This window comes from Acinetobacter sp. AR2-3 (genome assembly GCF_001878775.1).
GTDB classification, from domain to species: domain Bacteria; phylum Pseudomonadota; class Gammaproteobacteria; order Pseudomonadales; family Moraxellaceae; genus Acinetobacter; species Acinetobacter lwoffii_D.
This window is the reverse complement of record NZ_MJIQ01000045.1, coordinates 59,021-73,226: the sequence shown is the minus strand read 5'-3', so window position 1 is coordinate 73,226 and position 14,206 is coordinate 59,021. Positions and strand designations below refer to the sequence as shown.

General features: G+C 45.6%; 14 protein-coding genes and 1 riboswitch. Of the genes, 10 read left to right on the top strand and 4 right to left on the bottom strand.

The features are described from left to right. Positions 1–104 precede the first annotated feature (104 nt). Both BFN00_RS08570 and ruvX read left to right on the top strand, forming a co-directional pair. Positions 105–659 (top strand): YqgE/AlgH family protein, encoded by a 555-nt coding sequence (locus BFN00_RS08570; protein WP_004281085.1) that lies wholly within the window; start codon positions 105–107, stop codon positions 657–659. After that, a complete protein-coding gene (gene ruvX / locus BFN00_RS08565) occupies positions 652–1,095 on the top strand; it encodes a Holliday junction resolvase RuvX (RefSeq protein ID WP_004281083.1) in 444 nt (147 codons plus the stop codon). Before BFN00_RS08570 ends, ruvX begins: the two co-directional genes overlap by 8 nt. Positions 1,096–1,159: 64 nt before the next feature. On the opposite strand, the gene BFN00_RS08560 is transcribed toward ruvX, so the two are convergent. Next, a complete protein-coding gene (locus BFN00_RS08560) occupies positions 1,160–1,780 on the bottom strand; it encodes an alpha-ketoglutarate-dependent dioxygenase AlkB family protein (RefSeq protein ID WP_004281082.1) in 621 nt (206 codons plus the stop codon). Between the two features lie 151 nt (positions 1,781–1,931). On the opposite strand from BFN00_RS08560, the gene BFN00_RS08555 reads away from it, so the two are divergent. Next, positions 1,932–3,734: an ABC transporter ATP-binding protein gene (locus tag BFN00_RS08555; RefSeq protein WP_004281080.1), complete on the top strand. Its 1,803-nt coding sequence runs from the start codon at positions 1,932–1,934 to the stop codon at positions 3,732–3,734. 62 nt (positions 3,735–3,796) lie between these two features. On the opposite strand, the gene phoU is transcribed toward BFN00_RS08555, so the two are convergent. Continuing rightward, positions 3,797–4,516: a phosphate signaling complex protein PhoU gene (gene phoU, locus BFN00_RS08550; RefSeq protein ID WP_004281079.1), complete on the bottom strand. Its 720-nt coding sequence runs from the start codon at positions 4,514–4,516 to the stop codon at positions 3,797–3,799. A 91-nt stretch (positions 4,517–4,607) separates the two neighbouring features. Continuing rightward, positions 4,608–5,966, bottom strand: coding sequence for a multidrug efflux outer membrane protein AbuO (gene abuO / locus BFN00_RS08545; protein WP_071851158.1), 1,359 nt, complete (start codon positions 5,964–5,966; stop codon positions 4,608–4,610). Between the two features lie 291 nt (positions 5,967–6,257). Between abuO and BFN00_RS08540 the strand changes: the two genes are divergently transcribed. The 7 genes from BFN00_RS08540 (at position 6,258) to BFN00_RS08510 (ending at position 13,020) form a co-directional block, all read left to right on the top strand. After that, positions 6,258–7,289 (top strand): hypothetical protein, encoded by a 1,032-nt coding sequence (locus BFN00_RS08540; protein ID WP_071851156.1) that lies wholly within the window; start codon positions 6,258–6,260, stop codon positions 7,287–7,289. Positions 7,290–7,397: 108 nt separating this feature from the next. After that, positions 7,398–7,530, top strand: a riboswitch (TPP riboswitch). An 88-nt stretch (positions 7,531–7,618) separates the two neighbouring features. Continuing rightward, complete coding sequence (thiC, locus tag BFN00_RS08535; RefSeq protein WP_071851154.1) at positions 7,619–9,514, top strand: phosphomethylpyrimidine synthase ThiC; 1,896 nt, start codon at positions 7,619–7,621, stop codon at positions 9,512–9,514. 76 nt (positions 9,515–9,590) lie between these two features. Further along, entirely contained in the window at positions 9,591–10,226 is a 636-nt protein-coding gene (locus BFN00_RS08530) for an NUDIX domain-containing protein (RefSeq protein ID WP_071851153.1), read from the top strand. Beyond that, positions 10,223–11,041, top strand: coding sequence for a 3',5'-cyclic-AMP phosphodiesterase (gene cpdA, locus BFN00_RS08525; RefSeq protein ID WP_071851151.1), 819 nt, complete (start codon positions 10,223–10,225; stop codon positions 11,039–11,041). Before BFN00_RS08530 ends, cpdA begins: the two co-directional genes overlap by 4 nt. 210 nt (positions 11,042–11,251) lie before the next feature. Continuing rightward, positions 11,252–11,779 carry an RNA polymerase-binding protein DksA gene (dksA, locus tag BFN00_RS08520; protein ID WP_004281072.1) on the top strand — a complete coding sequence of 176 codons (528 nt, stop codon included), beginning with the start codon at positions 11,252–11,254 and terminating at the stop codon, positions 11,777–11,779. Positions 11,780–11,781: 2 nt separating this feature from the next. Further along, entirely contained in the window at positions 11,782–12,702 is a 921-nt protein-coding gene (gene gluQRS / locus BFN00_RS08515; protein WP_071851148.1) for a tRNA glutamyl-Q(34) synthetase GluQRS, read from the top strand. Between the two features lie 57 nt (positions 12,703–12,759). Beyond that, positions 12,760–13,020, top strand: a complete 261-nt coding sequence (locus BFN00_RS08510; RefSeq protein ID WP_071851147.1) for a zinc ribbon domain-containing protein — start codon at positions 12,760–12,762, stop codon at positions 13,018–13,020. Here the strand turns inward: BFN00_RS08510 and ftsW are convergent. After that, a complete protein-coding gene (gene ftsW / locus BFN00_RS08505; RefSeq protein ID WP_004281069.1) occupies positions 13,009–14,205 on the bottom strand; it encodes a putative lipid II flippase FtsW in 1,197 nt (398 codons plus the stop codon). The genes BFN00_RS08510 and ftsW overlap by 12 nt on opposite strands. Position 14,206 lies beyond the last annotated feature (1 nt).

Sequence of the window (14,206 nt, the reverse complement as noted above, 5' to 3'; positions counted from 1 at the left end):
TCTGGACAAATAAAATTTGGTGAATCCAAGAAGCTCTAGTAACGTAGCTATTAGGATCATAGGATTTCTCTGCGAAGAAATTAATTTTAAGGAGAACTGCTCAGGTGACCAAACAGTTTCTGACACATCGTTGTCTGATTGCACCGCCGCATGCGAATGATGATTTTTTTGCCCAGACGGTCATTTATCTCGCACGGCATGATGAAGATGGTGCGCAAGGCATCATTATCAATCGACCTGCCGGCATTCAAATTAAAGAATTGCTGAATGATCTTGATATTGAAGCAGACAATGTCAATCCGCATGAAGTATTGCAAGGTGGTCCATTACGCCCTGAGGCCGGCTTTGTCCTGCATACCGGTCAGCCGACCTGGCATTCGTCTATTGCCGTAGGCGAGAATGTCTGTATTACCACATCGAAAGATATTCTGGATGCCATTGCGCATAATGAAGGCGTTGGTCGCTATCAGATTGCACTTGGCTATGCCAGCTGGGGCAAACACCAGCTGGAACAGGAAATTGCTCGTGGTGACTGGCTGATTTGTGATTCCGATATGGATCTGATTTTTAATTTACCTTATAACGACCGTTGGGACGCTGCCTATAAAAAAATGGGGGTAGACCGCAACTGGTTATCTTCCGAGATTGGACATGCCTGATGTAAACGCGCCACAAACCATTATGGCGTTTGATTTTGGTACACAAAAAATGGGAATGTCGGTCGGACAATCCCTGATTGCTAGTGCCAATCCCCTACCCTTATTTCCCATGAAAGATGGTATTCCCAACTGGGATGAACTACTCAAAATCGTGAAAAGCCATCAACCCAATTTATTTCTGGTCGGCTTACCATTGAATATGGATGATAGTGAATCGGAGCTGTCGACACGGGCGCGAAAATTTGCCCGCCGTTTACGTCATCAGACCAATATTGAAACCTGGATGGTGGATGAACGTTTGACCACCCGTGAAGCACGCGATGAACTGGATCATTACCAAGCTCAAGGTCGAGGCAAGAAACTCTCTGCGGACAGTATTGCGGCTGCCTTGTTGATTGAAAGCTGGTATCGCCATCCTGCCGGAATCACGCCTTAATCTGTTTTTAAATTTTTTTAAATCAGCATCCTTTAGGGTGCTTTTTTACACTCCAAAATGCTTCTTAAGGATAAAAATAACGAAAAGTCAGATTAATTCTCGGTGTTAAAACTTTGCTGGTTTTGCTGATACTGTGCTTCCAGTGCTGCTGCGTCGCGCCACGCATCACAATCAGTTGTCCACTGTGTAACAGCACATCGACTTTATCGCTGTGAATTTTATGCTTAAAGCTCATTTTACGGGTAGCTCCCAGACTTAGAGAAGCGATGACATTTTCCCGAGAGGTACCTGTATATAACGCCGGCTCATCATCACTATGCCAGCCCAAGCCTTGGGAACCATCTTCATACAAATTGGCCAGACAGGAATTAAAGGGATGACCGACCAGAATTTCAATATGCTGCTTTAAACGGAATAATCCGGGTGTCCATACCTGAGCTTGTTTGAGCGTACCAGAATAACGATACTGATAATGTTCATCGCCATACCAGACCACCTGGCGACCTGTGACATGGTGCTTGCCAAATAAATGCACTTCATCATGTTGCCAGGCCAGCTGACTGAGAAAATGCTGTAGATACTGCTGGCTTTGTTCCTGATCCAAAATCAGGCCATAATCCTCCACTACCCCATCAAAAGGTAATACATTGGCTTGCGGCTGGGGTGCAAATAAATCGAGAGTCATATCAATTCAATCCAGTATCCACATGAAAATACTGACATTCGACCTAAAGGATTACAACTGCTCTTCACAAATGACTACAACATTTATGCTTGTGGCTAGCCTAATTCCTGCCTAGACTGAATTCAACTTTCACAATAAAAATAATCCTTTTATGAACTTATGGCAGCTGTTTCAGAAACTTCGTCCCTTTGTTCAGCCTTACCGGTTGCTGGTGATTGCCACGCTGATTCTGACCCTGATTGGCTCATTCACCGCACAGGTCAATGCCATTACCTTGCAATATGCGGTCGACAGCATCAATTCGCTACTCGAAACCGGTCAAGGACTGGAACAAGGCTGGCATATTCTGATCACGATTTCGGCGATTTTGCTCGGCAAAGAAATTATCAATGCCTTTGTCCAGTTCGGGCAGAAGTTCTATGGAGAGAAACTGCGGATTTTTGTCTCTCAGGATCTGGCCCAAGGGATTATTGAAAAATTTTTAAAATATCGGCTGGAATTTTTTAATCAGGAAAATAACCAGGCCGGTAAATTACAGACCCGGATTGACCGTGGCATTGGCTCACTGACCCGTCTGGTGCAAATTTTCTTTATTGATATTTTACCGTTATTTACCAGTGCCATTGTGGCTTTGGGGCTAATGTACTATGCCAATGTGTATGTCGGTCTGGTCGCGACTGCTATTGTTCCTATCTATTTCTGGCTGACCTATAAGCAGGCACAAAAACTCGGGGGCTGGCGCCGCAGTCTTCGCGATGGTCGGGAGAGAAAAAGTCAGGGCATTCTCAGTATCATCAACTCGATTACCGTGATTAAGTCTTTTAACCGCGAATCGATTGAATCGGAAAAGCAGCTCGGTTTACAGCGTGAACTGACCGACAATCAGATGAAAACCCGCCAGACCAGTTTCCTGTTTGATGGCCTGAAAACTTTTCTGGAACAGATCGGGATTGTACTGATCATTATTTTAACCTCCTACTTTGTGCTGGATGGCCAGATGAGTATCGGTATGATCATGTTTCATGTGCTGCTATTTAATAATGTCTCTGCCCCAATTCGATCCCTGCACCGGATTTATGATGAAGTGAATGATGCCATGATCTATTCAGAAAGCTTTTTCAAAATTCTGGAGGCCGATGATGAAATTGAACAAAGCGGTCAGCAGAAACCGATTGTCCAAGGCAAATTTGAACTGAGTGGCGTGAATTTTTATTATCCAAACGGCCACCATGCCCTGAAAGATATTGATATGGAAATTCGCCCCAATAAAATTACCGCCTTGGTGGGCTTATCGGGTGCCGGAAAATCTACCCTCATCAGTTTGCTGGATAAATTTTATGAACCACAGCAAGGTCAGATCAAACTGGATGGCATTGACCTGAAAGATTATGACACCCAATATCTACGCGATCATATTGGTCTGGTCTTACAAAAAAATCATATTTTTCAGGGCACCATCTTTGACAATATCCGTTATGGTAAAACTACTGCCTCAATGGAGGATGTAATTGAGGCAGCAGAAAAAGCCTCGATTCATGAGCAGATTTTACAGTTACCGGATGGTTATGATAACGATGCCTTGATGCTGTCTGGCGGCCAGCAGCAACGGATTGCCTTGGCACGGATGTTCCTGAAAAATCCACCGATTATTTTTCTAGATGAACCGACGGCGAGTCTAGATGCAATTGCCACGGAACAGATTAAACACAGTCTGGACCAGATCAAGCAAGGCCGTACCGTGATCATCATTTCGCATAGCCTGTCGCAGATTATTGATGCGGATTATACTTACGTGATGAAAGAAGGAACGATTGCTGAGCATGGCGAGCACGACCAGCTTTATCATCAGCAAGGCGTGTATAAGGAAATCTTTGATGCGATGGCCAAAAGCCTGAATATTGAAAAAATTGCCAAAACTTTTGAAGATGATGCCGAGGAAGAAACTCATAGTTAGCTTCTCTATCTCAATAAAGAAACCTCCGGTACGGAGGTTTTTTTATTTTAATTTTTTAAGATTTAACGCTGAACTTTCTGTTCAATTTCTTCAACACTGGTATGACGCACATCAAAACCTTTGACCATATAGATCACCTGTTCCGAAATATTCCGGGCATGATCGCCAATTCTTTCGAGTGAACGCAGCACCCACAATACATTGATGACACGACTGATATGCCGTGGGTCTTCAATCATATAAGTCATAAGCGTACGTGTGGCTGACTGATATTCACGGTCAATATCCGCATCCGCCAACATGACCTTCAAAGCTTGATCTACATCCAGACGCGCAAAAGCATCCAGTGCATCATGAATCATCACCCGCACCTGGTTGCCAATATGCCGGGTTTCCATATAACCGCGTGGTGAGCTACCCTCTTCACACAAGCTTTGTGCAATTCGGCCTATTTTCGAGGCTTCATCGCCAATCCGTTCCAGATCGGTATTGGCCTTGGACATGGCAAGCACCATACGTAAATCAATCGCGGCAGGATGACGGCGCGCCAGAATCAGGGTCAGCGCTTCATCAATATCTCGTTCCATCTGATTGACGACATTATCTTGAAACTGCACATCTACTGCCATTGAGACATCTGTGTCCAATAGGGCATGAATGGCATTAGCTACCTGCTGTTCTACCAGTCCGCCCATCGTCATGAATTTGGTATTTACGTCCTGCAGTTCTTCATTAAATTGCGAAGAAATGTGATGACTTAATACAGGATTATTTGGACACAAGGAAAGCTACTCCTGAACGATAGAGGACAATGATCAATAATAAATCATATTAAAGCATATCCATGATGAAAGTTTGATGACAATAGTAGCCTCATAGAGGCTGAGGCGAATCATATTCAATCAGCCAGGCATTCAGCTCTGCCAGTTCCTTTTCGGTTAACTGCCCGACCGAGGCCTGCAATTGCAGCACATGCAACAGATAATCATATTTGGCATTCAAATAATCGGTCTTGGCAGAAAAGGCATTACGCTGTGCCAGCAACACATCGACCATGGTTTTTAAGCCTTCCTGATATTGGGCTCTGGACGCTTGTGAGACAATTTCCGAAGAGTCCATCGCGGCTTTACGTGCATTCAGTTTGGCCTGATCGGTTTCTACCTGCATAAAGGACTGTTTCACATCGGTATTGGCTTTACGGATAGCCGCATCCAGTTGCGCTTCACTTTTTTGCACATTAACGCCGGCCTGACGGATACTTTTTTGCGTGCGTCCACCGCTAAATACATTCCAGTTCACCTCCACCCCAATCTGGTCGAAATCTCCATTGCTGGACATGATCGTAGCCGGACTTTGCTTTAAATAGCCATAGGTTCCGACCGCTTCGACCTGCGGATAGAGCGCAGCCTGTTCGACCCGTTTGGCATCTTCAGAATAGCGCTTTTGCAGACGCGCTTGCAGAATATTCAGATTTTGGCTTTGTGCTAATTCGGTCCAGGACTGCATATCACTTGGAACCGGTTTCTGGAACTGGAAATCGTTGCGTAATACTGCAAGATTTTCCTGATAAGGGCCGATTAACTGTGCCAGCTGTTCTTGGGCCAGTACCAGCTGAACTTGAGTCGAAATCCGGTTGGCTTGGGCACTCTGATACTGGGCATTGGCTTCACTGACCTCACTGCGCGCCACCAGACCTTCTTTGAGCTTAGCATTCATCATCCGTAACTGCTCAGACAGTGCCTGCTCTTCCTGTAAATAGGCCGTGGTTAAAGACTGCTGCCGCAAGACATTAAAATAGGCTTCGGCCACCTGTAAAATATGCTGCTGTTTTTGCAGACGCAGACTGACTTCACTGAGTTCGACCGAGGTTGTGACCTGCTTATAACCTTGCCAGGCATCCCAGCGAAATAAAGGTTGGCGTGCGGTTAAGGCCACCTGACGGCTGGTTGTACTGGAACTTTGCAACTCACCAAATTCAGCAGGCAAACCTTCAGACTCTGAGTTGTTGACGGACTGGTTTTTACGGGTCACATTTCCAGATAAAGTCACGGTCGGCAGCAAATTGCCGCTGGCAATCCCCAGATTGAGCTGATCGGCCTGATACTGCAACACATTCGCCTGCCAGTTCGGGTCATTTTGCTGGGCGCGCGCATAGGCTTCTTGCAAATCCAGTGCAAAAACTGCCGGACTACTTGCCAATATCCCCGCCATGACACTGAGTTTTAGTTTCATTTTATAGTGTTCATCCCTAACAGCCATTCAGATCAAAAAATGCTGGCGCTTTAAGCTAAGCCATACTAAAGAGATCTCTTGAATTTTTACGTATGATTTTTATTAACTTTTTAATATAACTATCGCGTTTTATTCACGATTAATTCAATTTTCAAGATCTCTGTCTGCAATGTAACAAAGCAATTCACAATACTAAACATAGTATTTTAATTTGATCTATACAATATACCTCCCAGTAAGGCCGTTATTTTCTGAATTCACCTATATACAGAGTCCTGAAGCATAGTGTTAATGCCATTCCCGTCGATATTCAAAGCCTGTTTGATTGCTGGTAGCGTGCTGCTTCTTGGGGGCTGCCAACAGCCTTCAGATCCACAGATCCAGGTCGAACAGACTGAGGCAAAGCAAACGCAAAGTGCAGTCAATGACTTTAGCCTCATGTGCCAGAATATTGAAAAAAATATGTCCCAGATTAATGACCAGCGCACGACGTTTGCGCTGGAGCAGATTAATCAGGATCTTAAAGTGTGCCTGCCGTTGATGGACTTGGCGGAGCAGAAGCACCTGATGCAGCGCTCTACCGAAATGTATCAGCGCTTTTTAAAGGTGGATCGCACCGAGTTCCAGCAACGCGCCTTTGAGCAGTATGCACTGGAAATGGCCCAGCATCCGACCATTCAGCACGCGCATTTTCAACAGCTCACCTCACGTGACCAGTATCTGTTAAAACACAAGGGGCAGGCTTATGTAGAACTGCTGGATCTGGGAGATGGCACTTTACATTATCGCCGCAGTCCGGAATATCTGGCGCGTATTTTTGCCCCTTATTTACCGGCCGCTGAAAAAGCCTTTATTGAAAATCTGGCGGAACAGAATATGGAACCGGTGCTGGTGGAAAAACGCCTGCAGATTGAAGCCGCTGATATTGCAGCCCGCAGTCTGCTTTGGGAAGACTATCTCAAGACTTATCCGAATAGCAGTTATAAACGCGATGCTGAATATCTGCTGAAGCAATATACCTATTTCCTGTTTAGAGGTACCGAGCAATCCCCGGTGTCGGAAGATTATCGCGATCGTTATGCTGTGGATACCAGTCATCTGGAAACTATTATTGGACTATCAAACGGCCAGAAATCAACGCTGTCCACACAGGCACGCCTGTTTCTGGAATTTCTGGACATGACTCCGGAACAGCGCCAACAAGTCTTGCCTGCCGATTATAGAAACCGCTCGGAAGCAGAACAGATTCTGTACTATGCCCAGATCAGCCCGCCCTCACAAAAATATGATAAAGACTGCTTTACCGATGCTATCTGTATCTAGTTGGGATCAGTTTCACCTTCAATCAATATCGCCATGTCTAAATCAATCCTCGTTTAAAGTTGAGCGATTTAGACCTGTCTATTCTGCCTAAACTGAGCTAAGCTTTAGCCTCGCTTGACGGAGCGCGAGTAATGCCTCGCTGAGATCATGTGATTCCTTTTATCGTTATCAGGAATTGAGCATGAGTACCGTTGAACCTGATCAGGTTAATACCTGCGTAGGAATCAAGCCAGCTAAAAACCCAGCCCTTGCTTTATCTGTTCAGGATAAATCTGCCTACGTTTTTGGTCGTGCTTGATTCGTTGATGTCATTCATAAGGATCATAGCCATGAACCAGTTAACGAATCTTTCTTCTGAAACTTCTCTCTCCGCTCATGAACAGGAAGCACGCGATTTAACGCGAATTCTACCCGCTTCACGTAAAGTCTATCTGCAAGGTTCCCGTCCTGATATTCAGGTACCCATGCGGGAAATTTCCTTAAGTGAAACCCCGACCAGTCTGGGCGGCGAACATAATCCACCTTTGATGGTCTATGACACTTCGGGTGTGTATACCGACCCCAACGTGACGATTGACCTGAACAAAGGTCTGCCGAATGTTCGTGAAAGCTGGATTGAACAGCGCAACGATAGCGAAATTCTGGATCAGCTCAGTTCTGAATTTGGCCGCCAGCGTTTACGCGACATCCGCACAGCCGCGATCCGTTTCGCACATATCCAAAAACCACGTAAAGCCAAACGTGGCTGCAACATTACCCAGATGCATTATGCCAAGCAAGGCATCATCACCCCGGAAATGGAATACATCGCCATTCGTGAAAACCTGCGCCAGCATGAAGGTGTCGATATGCGCCAACATCCGGGCCAGAATTTTGGTGCCCAGAATTTACGCGAAATCACGCCAGAATTTGTGCGTCAGGAAGTCGCCGCAGGACGCGCGATTATTCCGGCCAATATCAATCATCCGGAACTAGAACCGATGATCATCGGGCGTAATTTTTTGGTGAAAATCAATGCCAATATTGGTAATTCTGCACTCGGTTCAAGTATCGAAGAAGAAGTCTCGAAAATGACCTGGGCGACGCGCTGGGGTGCAGACACAATCATGGATCTTTCGACCGGCCAGAATATTCATGAAACCCGGGAATGGATTATCCGCAACTCTCCTGTACCAATTGGAACCGTACCAATCTATCAGGCACTGGAAAAAGTCAATGGTGTGGCCGAAGACCTGAGCTGGGAGATCTTTAAAGACACCCTGATTGAACAGGCTGAACAAGGCGTGGACTATTTCACCATTCATGCCGGCGTGCTTTTGAGATATGTACCGCTGACGGCGAATCGCTTAACCGGGATCGTCTCGCGTGGCGGTTCGATCATGGCGCAGTGGTGTCTGGCACATCATCAGGAAAACTTCTTGTATACCCATTTCGATGAAATCTGCGAGATCATGAAAGCCTATGATGTGTCTTTCAGTCTCGGGGATGGTTTGCGTCCCGGCTGTGTGCAGGATGCCAATGACGAAGCGCAATTTGCCGAACTTCGAACTTTGGGCGAACTGACCCACCGCGCCTGGGAACATGATGTTCAGGTGATAATTGAAGGTCCGGGCCATGTCCCGATGCATATGATCAAGGAAAATATGGACCTGCAACTCGAAGTCTGTAAAGAAGCACCCTTTTATACCTTGGGGCCTTTAACCACCGATATTGCACCGGGTTATGATCATATTACTTCAGCCATCGGCGCTGCGATGATTGGCTGGTATGGTACCGCAATGCTGTGTTATGTGACGCCGAAAGAGCATCTCGGCTTGCCAAATAAAAAAGATGTCAAAGATGGCATTATTACCTACAAGATTGCCGCACATGCAGCCGATCTGGCCAAAGGTCATCCGGGTGCACAGGCCCGGGATAATGCCCTGTCCAAAGCCCGTTTTGAGTTCCGCTGGGAAGACCAATTTAACTTGAGTCTGGATCCGGACACGGCGCGCAGCATGCATGATGAAACCATGCCGAAAGCCGCGCATAAATCGGCGCACTTTTGTTCCATGTGCGGACCGAAGTTCTGTTCAATGAAGATTAGCCAGAATGTTCGCGATTATGCCAGTCAACAGGCCAATCCTGATCAGCCAGCAAGCTCTCAGGCCGAAATAGAAGCCGGCATGGATCAGATGAAAGCCAGCTTCCATAACTCTGGTCAAAATTTATACCACAAACTATAAAACTGTAAAAAAAACAGTTGTCTTCAAAAAAAACTCAGATAGGATGAAAATAAATCAATTCATTCTATCTGAGCATATGAATATTATTAAACAGGCCTCTTATAATAAAAAAGACTTTCGCGTAGAGGCACGTGAATTCTTGTATCGGGGATTTATTCAGGTCGAAAAAGTCAGCCTGAAACACCGTCTATTTAATCAGGAAAGCTCAACCCCTATTTTGCAACGTGAGCTGATTCATCGGCCAGAAGCAGCGGGTGTGCTGATGTACAACCATCAACAGCAGAAATTCGGCCTGATCGAACAGTTCCGGATTGGCGGACTGGACGATGTCGATTCTCCTTGGCAACTCGAAGTGATTGCTGGCGTTCTGGATGGCGATGAAGCGCCTGAAACATGTATCCGTCGTGAAGCACTCGAAGAATCAGGCTGTAGCCTGGATGAGCTACAGCATATTTTCAGCTTCTATCCTTCCGCCGGGGCATGTTCTGAGCTGTTCCATTTATATGTGGCCCAGACCGAATTACCTGAACAGGGCGGTATTTTTGGCATGCCGGATGAAGGGGAAAATATCCAGCTGCATATTCTGGATTATGCCGACATTCCTGCCTTGCTCAGGAATGGTCGCTTAAGAAATGCACCTGTCATTATGGCCTTGCAATGGTTGCAACAACATATTCATACTGCAGGAATATGTCTAAGGGGAAAGACATGAGTTTTCAGCAGTCAAGTACAAGTACAAGTACACAGCCGGATTGGACCATGATCCAGATTTCTGATACCCATTTGATGAACCGGGAAGAGCTGGAATTTGCCCGGATGAATCCCGAGCAGAGTTTTCATGAGGTGATGCAGCAGATCCAACAGCGCTTTCCCCAAATGGATGCACTGATTCATACTGGTGATCTGGCGCAGGTGCCGGTCGAACAGACTTATCAGCGATATTTGGAATATATTCAGTCTTTAAACGTGCCGCATTATCAGATTCCAGGTAACCATGATGACATTCGGGTGTTCCCTTTTCACCAGAACGTGAATCAGGTACATGCCATTCATTTTGGCACCTGGACCATAATCCTGTTAAATAGTGCGGTTCAAGGCAAGGTGGATGGCTGGGTGGAACAAGCTCAACTGGATCAATTGGATCAATTATTGCTTGAATTTAAACATCAGCATGTCATTGTCGCTTGTCATCACCATCCTTTTGCGATGAAATCGCACTGGATTGATCAGCACCGGCTGAAAAATGCTGAAGATTTGAAAGATGTGCTGGCTCGGCATCAGAATATCAAGCTGGTTCTGTTTGGTCATGTGCATCAGGATTCCTGCAACGAATGGCATGGCATCTACTTTTTATCCACGCCATCGACCAGTGTGCAGTTTAAACCTAAAAGTGAAGATTTCGCGCTAGATCAGGCGGCACCAGGTTATCGTGTATTACATTTGCAACAAAATGGTGAGTTTGATACCTATATTGAACGGGTGGCATTGAGCCAGCAAAATATTAATACCGAAATTTCAGGTTATTAACTTTTCAATTTGTTTTTTTTGCATTACTTTATTGCAACCAAAGGAAATGTGATATGCATAGTCCAGACATCAAAGACTATCAATAAGCATAAAAAGTCTATATGATGACGGCCCCCATAGGAGGATAATCTTTCTACAGGGTGGATAAAAAACTGCATATCACCATATTTTTTGCGTAGCAATCATACGCATAGATGAGGAATGCCCTAAATGGCGAATGACAACCAAAATCAAGTCTTAGACAATCAAACTGATGTTGTAGAAGAGAAAGCTGCAAAGCGCGTACGCAAATCTAAGCCTAAAACGACTGACGGTGGTTCTACTGCTAGCTTATTTGGTATTGAACCTTATCAACCTAAAAAAAATGAAGAATACATGTCTGAAGGTCAGCTTCAGCATTTCCGCCAAATCTTGCTGGCTTGGAAAGCTGAGTTGATGTCAGAAGTGGATCGTACCCTGAATACGATGCAAGACGAAAATACTGCTCTTCCAGATGTGAATGACCGTGCCACTCAGGAAGAAGAGTTTGCGATTGAGTTACGTACCCGTGACCGTGAACGTAAACTGATTCGTAAAATCGAACAGTCGATCGAAGCAATCCAGAATGATGACTATGGTTTCTGTGAAACTTGTGGTATCGAGATTGGCTTGCGTCGTTTAGAAGCACGCCCAACGGCTACTTTATGTATTGACTGCAAAACACTTGCAGAAATCAAAGAGAAGCAAAATAACGGTTAAGCATGTCTGTAAATAATCCTCCCCTAACCCCTCCTTTAAAAAAGGAGGGGCACAACAGGATGGCTTATGTGGGCCGGTTCGCGCCATCGCCAACCGGCCCTTTGCATTTTGGCTCCCTCATTACCGCAGTTGCCAGTTACTGCGATGCCAAAGCCAATCAAGGCACATGGCTGGTTCGGGTTGAAGACACCGATATTCCTCGTATTTATCCCGGCAGCGAAGAGCATATTTTGCGTGCCATGGACGCCTTTCAGCTTGAGCCAGACGGCGAAATCATTTTCCAGAAAGACCGTTTAGATATTTATGCAGATGTGATCGAACAATTACGTCAGCAGGGTCTGGTTTATGCCTGTCAATGTACCCGTAAAATGCTCGGTTCCAATCATATCTATCAGGATACCTGCCGTGACCTAGCTCTGGCATTCGACAATCAAGCGATCCGTTTAAAAGTCGAAGATATCGAAATCTGTTTTGAAGATCAATTACAAGGTCGACACTGCTCAAAGCTGAAGAAAGATCTGGGCGATTTTGTCTTAAAACGTCGTGACGGGATTATTAATTATCAGCTGGCGGTAGTGGTCGATGACTATCTGCAAGGTATGACCCATGTGGTACGTGGTGCTGACCTGCTGGACAATACCGAACGTCAAATCTATCTGGGGCAGTTGCTCGGTTATCCGCGTCTGAATTATATGCATCTACCCCTGGCGATGAATGATCAGGGACAAAAACTCTCAAAACAGAATCTGGCCCAAGCACTGGATTTGACTCAGGCCCCACAACTCTTAAAACAGGCACTTAATGCTTTGCATCAGGCTGAAGTTGATCTAGATACGCCACAATGCATGCTGCAACAGGCGGTAGTACAATGGGACATTGAGCGGATTCCACATACAACTGAGCTACAAGGTCACTATTTATAAAAACAGCTTTTCACTTAAGCTAGACTTCTACAATGAAAAATAGATAGGAAGAAGAGTATGTTTTTTATTTTTGGCGTCGGCCCTAAAACTAAAACCATTGAGAAAAGCCAGTTTCTGTGTCCGGTCTGCCGTACCCGTTCGGGCTATGAGCTGAAACAACAGCGTAATTATTTTTCTTTGTTTTTTATACCTTTGATTCCACTTTCCAAGCCTAAAACTGCTTTTGTGACCTGTTCCAATTGTGGAACCGCAATGCCGAGCACGGTACTGGACCATGCTCAGCCAGAGCCAGGACGAAACTCCAATCTAGAAGCTTGATTCTTCGCGGCTTGGATTGACCTGACGCGTGGTCGAATCAATTTTCAGAATCAGACTGATCATGACCGCACAGATAATCAGGGATGAACCGCCATAACTAATAAATGGCAAGGTCAAACCCTTGGTCGGCAACATGCCCATATTCATACCGGCATTCACCAGAATCTGTAACAGGAAAATGATACTGATGCCATAAGCCAGATAGCCGGCACGCAAATATTGATGCTGCAAGGCGCGGTGTCCAATGCGGATACAGCAAACCAGCATGGTGAAGGACAAGATCAGGATGGTTGAAATGCCTAAAAAGCCAAATTCTTCACCCAAAATTGCCAGCATGAAATCGGTATGCGCCTCAGGCAAATAAGACATTTTCTGGATACTATGCCCCAAGCCTACCCCTGCCCATTCCCCACGGCCAAAGGCCATAAGGGCATTAGAAAGCTGATAACCGGTGCCTAAGGGATCTTCCCAAGGATTGGAAAAAGACAGCAGACGTTGCAGACGATACGGTTCCAACAGAATCGCGGCAGCAAATGCGCCGACCAAGGTCATAAAAGCCACACCGAACTGAATCCACGGCGCACCCGCCAGAAAGAACACGCCAAGCATGGTTAAGGTAATTACCACGGTTGCACCCAAGTCAGGCTCGAGAATAATCAAACCGACGGTAGCACCCATGATGGCACTTAAACGGACCAGACCCTTGATATTATTCCGTACTTCTTCCGCACGGCGCACCACGTAGTCTGCAGTAAAAATTGCCATCATCACTTTGGCGACTTCCGAAGCCTGTAAGGTAAAGCCTGCGATCCGAATCCAGCGTTTGGAACCATTGACTTCCGTCCCGACAAATAGCACGGCCACCAAAAGTACGATGGTAATAATCCACAAAAAGAAAGTGTTATTAAACCAGACTTTTAAGGGGATTTTATAAGCCAGAAAAGCTGCTACGGCAGCGACAAAAATCGAAATCCCATGTCGGCTAATATAGTGAAACGGATTTTCGTGCATACGTTCTGCATAGGGCATCGAGGCTGATGCCACCATGATCGAACCAATGCAGAGCAAAGCCAATACACAGAAAATCAGTACATTCCGTGGATTCACTTCAGCAGGTATTCTAGGTATCCACTGCGTATAAAATTGATTTAATTTATTGATCGTAGTCTGAGCAAACCCAGCCATA

Coding starts and splice junctions, on each gene's coding strand:
- ruvX (WP_004281083.1), top strand. CDS start 652: ATGCCTGATGTAAACGCGCCACAAACCATTATGGCGTTTGATTTTGGT.
- BFN00_RS08560 (WP_004281082.1), bottom strand. CDS start 1,780: ATGACTCTCGATTTATTTGCACCCCAGCCGCAAGCCAATGTATTACCT.
- BFN00_RS08555 (WP_004281080.1), top strand. CDS start 1,932: ATGAACTTATGGCAGCTGTTTCAGAAACTTCGTCCCTTTGTTCAGCCT.
- abuO (WP_071851158.1), bottom strand. CDS start 5,966: ATGAAACTAAAACTCAGTGTCATGGCGGGGATATTGGCAAGTAGTCCG.
- BFN00_RS08540 (WP_071851156.1), top strand. CDS start 6,258: ATGCCATTCCCGTCGATATTCAAAGCCTGTTTGATTGCTGGTAGCGTG.
- thiC (WP_071851154.1), top strand. CDS start 7,619: ATGAACCAGTTAACGAATCTTTCTTCTGAAACTTCTCTCTCCGCTCAT.
- BFN00_RS08530 (WP_071851153.1), top strand. CDS start 9,591: ATGAATATTATTAAACAGGCCTCTTATAATAAAAAAGACTTTCGCGTA.
- cpdA (WP_071851151.1), top strand. CDS start 10,223: ATGAGTTTTCAGCAGTCAAGTACAAGTACAAGTACACAGCCGGATTGG.
- dksA (WP_004281072.1), top strand. CDS start 11,252: ATGGCGAATGACAACCAAAATCAAGTCTTAGACAATCAAACTGATGTT.
- gluQRS (WP_071851148.1), top strand. CDS start 11,782: ATGTCTGTAAATAATCCTCCCCTAACCCCTCCTTTAAAAAAGGAGGGG.
- BFN00_RS08510 (WP_071851147.1), top strand. CDS start 12,760: ATGTTTTTTATTTTTGGCGTCGGCCCTAAAACTAAAACCATTGAGAAA.
- ftsW (WP_004281069.1), bottom strand. CDS start 14,205: ATGGCTGGGTTTGCTCAGACTACGATCAATAAATTAAATCAATTTTAT.